We start from the raw sequence: 8647 nt of genomic DNA on the forward strand, positions 1-8647 counted from the left end.
ACCTAGTAGTTCGTCAAATTTATTTTGACGGGTAATGATCGGAAAAAACTTCTGTTCTTCCCTCCCCTACCTCCCCTACCCCCCCTACCTCCCCTACTCCCTACTCAAACTCCAAGTTAATAATAATACCTATTTTCTTCAGTAATACAACTTGCTCGTTTAACATTACTATCAAACTCTCTTCGTCAGGATGATCCCAACCTAACAAGTGTAGTAAACCATGAGCCGTTAACCAAGCCAACTCTGTAGACAAACTATGTTCCTGCTGTTGTGCCTGACGCTGTGCTGTATCTATAGAGACAATTATGTCACCTAGATACAAGGGCATGGCATCCAGCATTTCTTCGCTTTGTGGTAAATCTGCTTCTAGAGATGCAAAGGCTAAGACATCTGTAGGTTTATCTTGTTGGCGATATTGGGAATTAAGGGTTTGAATTTCTGTGTCGGTTGTCAAACGCAAACTGATTTCATAACTAGGTGCAGTTGGCAAGTAATCCTCAAGAATTTCCAACCATTGCCAAAACCAGTTTTCCCAAGTTTCGAGAGGAATTGGGGAAGAGTCATCAAAGCAATTTTCTAAATATAATTCAACCTGTAGCGGCACAAGTTTTCCTCTCTTAGCGAGTAAGATATGCCAAACCCACGAGGACAGATAACAGTCCTACGGCAGTTAACGCAAAGTGTTTGAGGGAAGTGCCGCCTTTTCTAACCATGTTTCGCATGGCGAGTTTGACATAGCTAGGCTGGGGTTCTTTGGCAGGGGACTTTTCCATAATTAATTCATTATCATCTCTTTTCTTACTGTAACCTGTGTCAGAGAAATATAGCAAAGACAAAGATCCCCGACTTCTCTAAGAAGTCGGGGATCTGGTGATTACGCATCAACTATCTGGTTTTCTTGTCTAAGATAGGCTTGAATGAACATATCAAGTTCACCATTCATGACATCTGTAATGGCTGTGGTTTCGATGTTGGTGCGGAGGTCTTTCACCATTTGATAAGGATGAAATACATAGTTGCGGATTTGATTACCCCAGGAAGCTTCGACCATATCGCCGCGAATTTCGGCAATTTCTTGGGCGCGTTGTTCTTTGGCAATAACTAACAACTTGGCTTTGAGACGGGCGAGCGCTTTTTCTTTGTTTTGCAGTTGGGAACGTTCTTCTGTACACCGGACTGCTAGACCGGTGGGGAGGTGAACTATGCGGACTGCGGTTTCTACTTTGTTGACGTTTTGCCCACCTTTGCCGCCAGAACGGGTGGTGCTAATGTCTAAATCTTTCTCTGGGATGTCTAGTTTGACGGTGTTATCTATTTGCGGCATGACTTCGATGCCAGCAAAGCTGGTTTGCCGTTTGCCGTTAGCGTTGAAGGGAGAAATTCTGACGAGACGGTGAGTCCCCATTTCGGAACGTAAGTAACCATAGGCATAACGTCCGGTAATTTCTAGGGTGGCGGATTTAATGCCGGCTTCGTCACCTTCTGATTCTTCCGCTAGGGTGACTTTATAACCATGATCTTCTGCCCACCGGGTATACATTCGCATGAGCATAAATGCCCAGTCTTGTGCGTCTGTGCCACCAGCACCGGCGTTAATTGTCAGGACTGCGCCTTTGTCGTCGTAAGTGCCGGAAAGGAGTTGTTGTAGTTCCCATTGGTCTAGTTCATGGTTGAGTTTGGTAATGGTAGATTCCGCTTCTTGCAATAATGCTGTGTCGGTTTCTAGTTCCAATAACTCAACAACTGCCCTGGTATCGTCTAAGTTGGTGTGCCACTTGTAATATTGATCTAAATGGGATTTTAGATCATTAAGTTCTTGCAGGGTATTTTGTGCCTGGTTTTGGTCTTCCCAAAATTCTGTTTGGGCGGAAATTTGTTCTAAGTCGTGAATTTTAGCTTTGAGTGCGGGTACGTCAAAGATAGTCCTGGGTTTTACCCAGGCGGCTAGACAATGTTTCGATTTCGCGTTTTAGTTCTAATACGTCCATAATTTTGACTCAAGTTGCAAGGGCTTGAGATTTCTTTGAGATAATATTCTAGATTTTACTGGATTTTGGCAATGTCTCAGGGTGTTGCTGAGTTAATGGGATGATTTTTTTATCACGCAGAGGCGCAGAGAGAAGGAGTTGAGGGGAATTAGAGTTTGATGGGGAATTTTGGAGTATTTTGGGCTTTGGTGCGGGCTTCTATGGCTTGTTGGTAGTCTGGTTTATATTCTATGGCTTTGTCGTAGGAGGCGATCGCCTGTGGGTATTGTTGCAAATTTAACAAGGCATTGCCTTTGCTGTACCAACTTTGATAATGATTGGGTTGATAACGGATGGCTTTATTATAGGAGGCGATCGCTTCTTGATATTTTTGTAAATTATATTGTGTATTTCCTAGATTATACCATACTAAAATTTCTTGTAATAGAGAAATTACCTGATTTTGAGTGAAGATGACACCGGATTTTAATTCTTGACTGAGATCATTACCAATAATCAGTTCTTGAACCAGATAAAATTCGGCATTTTCCTCAAAGTAAGCTAAAAGTTGGGGAATGCGATCGTGATTTCCTAATTTGTATAAAACTTGAGCTTCTGTATCAAATAACCTCCGAGCTATTTCTAAAGTGGCAATATCCGTAGACTGAGGTTTGAGTTTCTTAACTACACACTGAGGAGAGCCTGGTAATTGAGTATCATTAGCAACATAAGTTTCACCAAATCCGCCACCTCCCAGGTAATTGGTGATTTGGTATCTGCCTACAAGGGTGTTTCCTAGCATTTCCTGAGCCTATTTGACTATTGTGTTACATTTATGATAATCTTCCCATACAAAAATGAGGAGATAGGGAAAAATATTAATTAGTGGTTAAAAATCAGTAGCTCAAATGTTAAAATCAAGATGATTCCTATAGATGATAATATTCGCAGTTGGCAAAAGCCTATTATTAATTATTGGTTAATTGGGATTAATATAGTCATATTTTTCTGGGAAATCAAATTAGAATGGAGTAATGAATTAGGAGATTTAATTAATAATTGGGGAATTATTCCATCTCAAATAAATATTGCAATTGCTAACGCTTTTTTTTACAATTCTGCGGCGTGGGTAATTGTATTTTGGCGGTTACTTTCTTTACCTGTATCGCTGTTTCTGCATGGTAGTTTTAGCCAAATCTTAGGAAATATGCTGTTTTTATGGGTATTTGGGAAAACGGTCGAAGGTATTTTAGGACATAAACAGTATTTACTACTTTATTTAACTTCTGGCTTTTTTTCTGGCATAGTCCAAATTATTTTATCCCCCGATTTAACAATGCCAATTATCGGTGCTAATGCAGCTATTACATCTATTTTGGGTGCATATCTGATCAAATTTCCCCAGGCAAAAATATATTCGGTTTTGACTTTATTGGTTTTGTATATCCCTGTGGAAGTTCCAGCTATTTTATATTTATTTTGGTGGTTTATCCAGCAGTCATTTTATGGCATAGGGAGTTTAAATATGGCGGGTGGTAGTTCCTTCTCTAGCGTCAGTTATTGGGGACAATTTGCGGCGTTAGTGACGGGTGCGGCTTTTATGAAAATCAGACAAAGACTTTAGGTTATTGTGATTTTTATGTGAAGCTGCACAGAATCATCAAATCCATCAATTCATCCGAATTTATCTGCGTTTATTTGCGTTCATCTGCGTTTAATAATTCTTGATATCTTATTCCATATCTTAATTTGGTATAAGGAAGTAAAATGGGGTAGTTCATATTGGAATTTTAAATTAACTTCAATGTCTGTAGTTTCTAGCATTACTGTTAAAGTTCCCGCGACGACGGCGAATTTGGGACCGGGGTTTGATTGTATAGGTGCAGCTTTAAAGCTGTATAACGAATTTAAGTTTACTGTTCTTGATGCAGGTGAGTTAATTATTCAAGTCTCTGGTTTGGAAGCCGCAAAGGTACAAACTGATGAGAGTAATCTTTTATATCAGGCTTTTATCAAGTTATATGAATATATAGAACAAACACCACCCGCGGTGAAAATAGAAATTAAGTTGGGTGTACCTTTGGCGCGAGGTTTAGGTAGTTCGGCGACTGCTATTGTCGGGGGGTTAGTTGCGGCTAATGAGTTGGCGGGTTCGCCTTTGTCTGAGTTAAAGGTGATGGAATTAGCGATCGCCATGGAAGGACATCCTGATAATGTAGTACCAGCGTTATTAGGTGGCTGTCGTCTGGCTGCTACCAGCAAAAAAGGTTGGGAAATTTGTGATATTCTCTGGCATCGAGATATAGTTCCAGTTGTAGCAATTCCTAATTTTGAATTATCAACCGCCGAAGCACGAAAGGTTGTCCCCACAGAAGTCAGTCGTGCTGATGCAATTTTCAATATTTCTCATTTGGGTTTATTATTGCGCGGTTTAGCAACTAATCGAGAAGAATGGTTAACAGCAGCTTTGCAAGATAAATTACATCAACCATATCGCCAATCCTTAATTCCTGGTTATGATGCTGTGAATGCGGCGGCTGTTGCTGCTGGTGCTTATGGCATGGTAATTAGTGGCGCAGGTCCCACACTTTTAGCTTTAGTTAATACAAGTCATACCAAATTCGTAGAAACGGCGATGGCAAATACCTGGACGGCAATGGGTATGGACTCAATTGTGCGATCGCTTCCCCTAGATCCGCAAGGGACAAGTATACTTCCTACTTAATCTAAGTTACGAGAAATCTGTCTGTTCAAAAAAATAGCGATTTCTCCGAATTACCAGGCGATCGCACTAATAACAATTAAATTAGTCAGGAGAAGACTAAAATTAGAATTATGGGTAAAAATCAGGAAACCCGCAAAAAACTAAAAGGACAACATCAAGCCTTAGAAGAACATCTCGAAAAAATTGCCAAAGAAAAGGAGAAACCAACAGAAGGACAAGATCAAGGTTTAATAGCCCATTGGGAGAAAACAGTAGCAAATTGTCGCCAAAATATTGCGAAACTAGAAAGGAGATTAAGTAAATGATATCACTCTATAAAAATCCTTATGAACGATTAGAAATATTTCTGAATGAATATCAACCCCAGCTAGAGAAGGCAATTCAAGCAATTCAAGCCATCAAAAATACTGATCCCAATTCTGAAGAATTTTCCCAAGCACTTGCTGATCTTTATGCTTGTTCCACAGTCCTTGAACCCTATTCAGAAGGCATGGTAGAGGCAATTGATCAATTCACCGAAGATAGACCAGATGATTGAAAATTTAACAACTTCTAATTATCAACAACTCATCATAAATATATGGAAAAAATCCAGTCAGAAATAGCAGCACTGAAATCTCAAATCCAATCACTCCAACAAGAACGCACTGCACTGACTAATCATCATGTAGAATCCGGTGAAAACGACTCACCCCTAGCCATAGTTGAAGCTTACCGCCGTCAAGCCAGAGAAAACGTCCAACTGTCCGCCGAACTTAAAGGCATAGACGATGCCATATATTACCTAGAAAAGCAAATACAACAAAGGAAAGCCCATCTCAATCGGTATTTGCCCATGTCTATCCGCATCTCCCAACAACAAGAACAGCTAGAAGAAGCCAAAAAAATTGCTCAAATTCATGCCGAACGAGTTAATGAACTAGCTGGAGAACTGGCAAAAGAAATTAAACTCCTCAAAACCTGCGCCGATGAACTTAGTCCCATGTATTGGCAAGTTTACTACAAACCTTTCATCACAGGCTTTAAGACCATTTCTGTCCCTTTCGTAAGATCAGATGGAGAAGTGTGGATGATTGTCAACCGTATTGTCTAAGAAACAGAGATAACTTTGATAAAAATTCAATTTATCCTCAAGCTGCTCATTATAACTAAAGACAGTGATATTAGTCGCTGTTTTTTTGTTGACGTTGCAAAAATTTACATTTAGAATGGACTCGCGGCATAATTTAGTAAGTATTTATTACTATCTGTCCTCCAAATTGGAAATCTTCATAAGAAATCGTTTACAGACGTAACGATTCCTTAATATAATGTAAACAAAAGCAAAACCAAAAAAACATTGTCAACAGTGATGAATGCCATAGAAATTCCTTGGTTATCAGCCATAATTTTCCTGCCTTTAGTGGCAGCCCTCGCAATTCCTCTTATTCCCGATAAAGAGGGTAAAACCGTCCGCTGGTACGGCTTGGGAGTGGCATTATTAGACTTTGTACTCATGATTTTTGCCCTTTGGCAGAATTACGACTTTCAAAGTTCCGCCCTGCAAATGACAGAAAGCTATCCTTGGATACCCCAAATTGGCTTTAACTGGTCTCTAGGCATTGATGGTTTATCAATGCCCCTGATACTTCTCACAGGCTTCATTAACACACTCGCAGTATTCGCGGCTTGGAAAGTAACCAACAAGCCGCGTTTATTTTATGCGTTGATGTTGATTATGTACAGCGCTCAATTAGGAGTATTTCTTGCCCAAGACTTATTAATGTTCTTCTTGATGTGGGAAATTGAGCTAGTACCTGTTTACCTACTAATTTCCATCTGGGGAGGCACAAACCGCCGTTACGCAGCTACCAAGTTTATTATCTATACCGCTGCAGCATCCATATTTATACTAGTAGCTGGTTTTGCAATGGCTTTCTATGGTGATAACTTCACCTTCAACATGACCGAATTGGGAATGAAAGAATATCCCAAAACCTTAGAATTAGCCCTCTATGCAGGTTTCTTAATCGCTTATGGTGTCAAACTACCCATTTTTCCCTTACATACATGGTTGCCTGATGCTCATGGTGAAGCATCCGCACCCGGTTCAATGATCTTGGCAGGTGTATTGTTAAAAATGGGCGGTTATGCCTTAATTCGCTTTAACGTAGAAATGTTAACTGATGCTCATGTTACCTTTGCTCCAGTTTTAGCGATTTTAGGTGTAGTTAATATTGTTTATGGTGCTTGTTGCGCCTTTGCTCAAACCAATCTCAAACGCCGTCTGGCTTACTCTTCAATTGCCCACATGGGGTTTGTGTTAATTGGCATTGCATCTTATACAGAAATCGGTATCAGCGGTGCTGTATTACAAATGGTTTCTCACGGTTTAATTGCTGCTAGTTTATTCTTCCTTTCCGGTGTAACTTACGAACGTACTCACACCTTAGTGATGGATAAAATGGGCGGTATGGGTAAAGTAATGCCCAAAACTTTCGCTCTCTTTACTATCGGTTCAATGGCTTCTCTGGCTTTACCCGGAATGAGTGGTTTCGTCGGTGAGTTGATGGTATTCTTAGGTCTTGCTACCAGTGATGTTTACAGTTCCAGCTTCAAAATTGTAGTCATCTTTCTATCAGCAGTTAGCGTGATTTTGACACCCATTTATTTACTGTCCATGCTACGTCAAGTTTTCTACGGCAACCAACATCAAGACTTACATTTAGATGCTGTAGTTCTTGATATTAAGCCCCGTGAATTATTTATCACCGCTTGCTTATTAGTTCCCATCATCGGTATTGGTTTTTATCCTAAGATGATTACACAAACCTATGATGTAAAAACAGTGGCAGTTGCGGCTCATGCTCGTCAAGTTTTACCAGTTGTTGCTCGTCAACAACCTACAAACTTATACTCGCAAATTTTCACCACACCAACATTAGCTAGTTCCCAAATAGTGAATATAGTTGAGTAATTATCAAACCCAAAAGAGCGCTCTAGTAAATCTTAAATTAAAAGGGGATAAGATCCCCGAATTCATAAGGAATTCGGGGATCTATTTTAGTCATTACTAATATAAACCTTTATGCCATGCAGTAATAAACCTAACCCCCATCCTAGTATGGGATAAATAGCCCAGAAATATCCAGGGCTTACCACTAGATTTAACAGCACCAAAAAACCATTAATTGCCAGAAAAGCAAGTAGATGAGATTTGAAATCTTTCCGTTGTTGACTATTAGACATTTGCTCTTTTTTTACTTCTACGTTATTTTTTAACCATTCTTGTTCCGCAGCTTGTAGCGACTCTGAAGAAACACCTAATTCTGAGGCTATTTCTATAATTTGTTCTCTTGTATATTCTCCCTTTTGTTTTTGTCTAAAAGCTACTTCAAGAATCTGCTGCATTTCCTCTGCGTTGTAAGTCATTATCAATACCTAAAATGGCAAAAAATACTTTTGAGAGTTATTTTTGAAACGGTAGCTACACAATCATTTAAAATATATGTACCTACGAATCGCTTAGAAACACATTTTATAGTTGAAAAATAATTGATGTCGTAATTAACAGCACAAATTTATTAATAGATTTCAATTCCCCAATTATTGATCACAGCTACATTTCCCTAGCTTTGTCTTTGCCAATTTAAATGGATGAGCTTTTGTATATAGCGATATGCACTCTTTTTGAGATACAGTAGACATCTCCAGAAATTAAATATGCGTAACCCGAAACCCTGGTAGAGACGTTCCTCATGTAGGGATTCTCGGCTCTACCATCTTTTTTGGAGATGTCTAGTCAGCAAATCCGTCCGTAGGGGCGTAGGGTCTGCGCCCTACACCGTAGGGGTAGAAGCAGCTTGATAATTTCTACCCATAACTATCCATATATTACTGTTTGTCCAAGTCTTCAAGAAGTTGATCAACAAAATCCCTCAACCGTTGCTGCCAATCAGGGACGGTTTTAATTTTT

11 protein-coding genes and 1 pseudogene are annotated in these 8647 nt (G+C 39.6%); 6 read left to right on the forward strand and 6 right to left on the reverse strand.

Annotation, left to right across the window (positions count from 1 at the left end; genetic code table 11):
* Positions 1–100: 100 nt before the first annotated feature.
* The 5 genes and pseudogenes from ybeY to IQ228_RS26675 all read right to left on the reverse strand — a co-directional run.
* Entirely contained in the window at positions 101–604 is a 504-nt protein-coding gene (gene ybeY, locus IQ228_RS15075) for an rRNA maturation RNase YbeY (RefSeq protein WP_193963369.1), read from the reverse strand.
* A gap of 13 nt (positions 605–617) precedes the next feature.
* Entirely contained in the window at positions 618–773 is a 156-nt protein-coding gene (locus tag IQ228_RS15080; protein ID WP_071992792.1) for a DUF3285 domain-containing protein, read from the reverse strand.
* Between the two features lie 101 nt (positions 774–874).
* Positions 875–1988, reverse strand: a protein-coding gene (gene prfB / locus IQ228_RS15085; protein WP_152540445.1) for a peptide chain release factor 2 whose coding sequence is annotated in 2 segments (ribosomal slippage) — positions 875–1915 and positions 1917–1988 — 1113 coding nt in all. Because the reading frame shifts where the segments join, the coding sequence is not laid out codon by codon here.
* Between the two features lie 148 nt (positions 1989–2136).
* Entirely contained in the window at positions 2137–2421 is a 285-nt protein-coding gene (locus IQ228_RS26670) for a tetratricopeptide repeat protein (RefSeq protein WP_370566897.1), read from the reverse strand.
* Positions 2398–2769: pseudogene (locus tag IQ228_RS26675) on the reverse strand (protein kinase); the annotation flags it as partial. The pseudogene IQ228_RS26675 and the gene IQ228_RS26670, both read right to left, overlap by 24 nt.
* A 120-nt stretch (positions 2770–2889) precedes the next feature.
* Between IQ228_RS26675 and IQ228_RS15095 the strand changes: the two are divergent.
* The 6 genes from IQ228_RS15095 to IQ228_RS15120 all read left to right on the forward strand — a co-directional run bounded on the left by IQ228_RS15095 (position 2890) and on the right by IQ228_RS15120 (position 7648).
* A complete protein-coding gene (locus IQ228_RS15095; protein WP_193963373.1) occupies positions 2890–3591 on the forward strand; it encodes a rhomboid family intramembrane serine protease in 702 nt (233 codons plus the stop codon).
* 180 nt (positions 3592–3771) lie between these two features.
* Positions 3772–4692, forward strand: coding sequence for a homoserine kinase (gene thrB / locus IQ228_RS15100; RefSeq protein ID WP_193963375.1), 921 nt, complete (start codon positions 3772–3774; stop codon positions 4690–4692).
* A 110-nt stretch (positions 4693–4802) separates the two neighbouring features.
* Complete coding sequence (locus IQ228_RS15105) at positions 4803–4997, forward strand: hypothetical protein (protein WP_027402512.1); 195 nt, start codon at positions 4803–4805, stop codon at positions 4995–4997.
* Positions 4994–5230, forward strand: a complete 237-nt coding sequence (locus IQ228_RS15110; protein WP_027402511.1) for a hypothetical protein — start codon at positions 4994–4996, stop codon at positions 5228–5230. The genes IQ228_RS15105 and IQ228_RS15110 overlap by 4 nt, the downstream gene beginning before the upstream one ends.
* 42 nt (positions 5231–5272) lie before the next feature.
* Complete coding sequence (locus tag IQ228_RS15115) at positions 5273–5785, forward strand: hypothetical protein (RefSeq protein WP_193963377.1); 513 nt, start codon at positions 5273–5275, stop codon at positions 5783–5785.
* Positions 5786–6043: 258 nt separating this feature from the next.
* Positions 6044–7648, forward strand: a complete 1605-nt coding sequence (locus tag IQ228_RS15120) for an NAD(P)H-quinone oxidoreductase subunit 4 (protein WP_027402509.1) — start codon at positions 6044–6046, stop codon at positions 7646–7648.
* Positions 7649–7734: 86 nt separating this feature from the next.
* Here IQ228_RS15120 and IQ228_RS15125 read toward each other — a convergent pair whose 3' ends face one another.
* Complete coding sequence (locus IQ228_RS15125) at positions 7735–8103, reverse strand: 2TM domain-containing protein (RefSeq protein ID WP_193963379.1); 369 nt, start codon at positions 8101–8103, stop codon at positions 7735–7737.
* Positions 8104–8647 lie beyond the last annotated feature (544 nt).

It is taken from the genome of Dolichospermum sp. LEGE 00246, from assembly GCF_015207865.1.
Taxonomy (GTDB): Bacteria; Cyanobacteriota; Cyanobacteriia; order Cyanobacteriales; family Nostocaceae; genus Dolichospermum; species Dolichospermum heterosporum.

Bases quoted from the DNA above. Each gene is read 5' to 3' on its own strand.
- IQ228_RS15120 (WP_027402509.1), top strand. From the start codon at position 6,044: ATGAATGCCATAGAAATTCCTTGGTTATCAGCCATAATTTTCCTGCCT.
- IQ228_RS15105 (WP_027402512.1), top strand. From the start codon at position 4,803: ATGGGTAAAAATCAGGAAACCCGCAAAAAACTAAAAGGACAACATCAA.
- IQ228_RS15115 (WP_193963377.1), top strand. From the start codon at position 5,273: ATGGAAAAAATCCAGTCAGAAATAGCAGCACTGAAATCTCAAATCCAA.
- IQ228_RS15125 (WP_193963379.1), bottom strand. From the start codon at position 8,103: ATGACTTACAACGCAGAGGAAATGCAGCAGATTCTTGAAGTAGCTTTT.
- IQ228_RS15080 (WP_071992792.1), bottom strand. From the start codon at position 773: ATGGAAAAGTCCCCTGCCAAAGAACCCCAGCCTAGCTATGTCAAACTC.
- thrB (WP_193963375.1), top strand. From the start codon at position 3,772: ATGTCTGTAGTTTCTAGCATTACTGTTAAAGTTCCCGCGACGACGGCG.
- IQ228_RS15110 (WP_027402511.1), top strand. From the start codon at position 4,994: ATGATATCACTCTATAAAAATCCTTATGAACGATTAGAAATATTTCTG.
- IQ228_RS15095 (WP_193963373.1), top strand. From the start codon at position 2,890: ATGATTCCTATAGATGATAATATTCGCAGTTGGCAAAAGCCTATTATT.